Source organism: Photorhabdus heterorhabditis (genome assembly GCF_001280945.1).
GTDB lineage: Bacteria > Pseudomonadota > Gammaproteobacteria > Enterobacterales > Enterobacteriaceae > Photorhabdus > Photorhabdus heterorhabditis.
In genome coordinates, this window is record NZ_LJCS01000184.1 from 1 (window position 1) to 1,010 (window position 1,010).

1 pseudogene is annotated in these 1,010 nt (G+C 53.2%); it reads left to right on the forward strand.

The features are described 5' to 3' along the window. Nucleotides 1-1,010, forward strand: a pseudogene (locus AM629_RS21205) (S8 family serine peptidase); the annotation flags it as partial.

The following is a 1,010-nucleotide window of genomic DNA, read 5'->3' on the forward strand; positions in this document are numbered from 1 at the left end:
GGCGGCATTCGTCCCGGTGAAATGCAGCTCGACCCCAATGTCCGGCCCAACGCCTATTTATCGCAGTTCTACCTCGACCTGACCTTGAATGGCAATAAACAGGACACCAGCCTGCGCAACGCTGTGACGTTGAACGGCTTATCGGCAATGACGACGTTCAACACTTATGTTGACCCGCTGTTATTGGATCTGAGCGGCAATGGTGTGCACATGACTGATATTCGTGACGGCGTGCTGTTCGACATGGATAACAGTGGCACGCTTAAGCGCAGCGGTTGGGCGGATCGCAATACGGGAATATTGGTGATCGACGATGGGCGCGGTCAGATAAAAGATGTCAGCCAGATGTTTTCTGAATACTACGGTGGCAAGGCCGGAATAAACGGTGCGGCGGGCGAAAAAAAATTCAAGGAGGGTTTCGGGGCCTTAGCCAGTGAAGATGCCAACAAAGACGGCGTGATTGATGAACGTGATCCGATCTGGAGTAAATTACGGGTCTGGGTTGATGGCACCCACGATGCAAAAGTCGATGCGGGCGAACTCAAGACACTGGCGGAATGGGGTATTACTCAGATAAACGTCCGGGCTTCGGACAAAACAGACGTGCGTGATGGGAATAAGGTCGTTGCCAGTGGGTCGTTTACTATCAAGGGTAAAACTCAGGAAGTGCTGGCCGTTGATTTTCTCGGTGACCCCGTCAGCAATACCCTGAGTACTGAGGGAACCGGTACGCGAGTGACCTCCACCCACAACGATATCACGACCACGGCTTACGCCAGTCAGAGTGAAACAGATGAAACCCTCAATGCGGAGCAACTGGGAGTCAGCAATCTGTATGGTGGCAGCGGCAATGATACGCTGATTGCGGCAAAAACCGGCAGCTGGCTGGTTGGGGGCGCCGGGAGCAATACCTATGTTGGTGGTGCCGGTGATGACGTTTTTGTTATCAGTGCTGCTGACGATACGAAAAACATTCACGGCAATGGCGGGCACGATACGGCGATCATTGT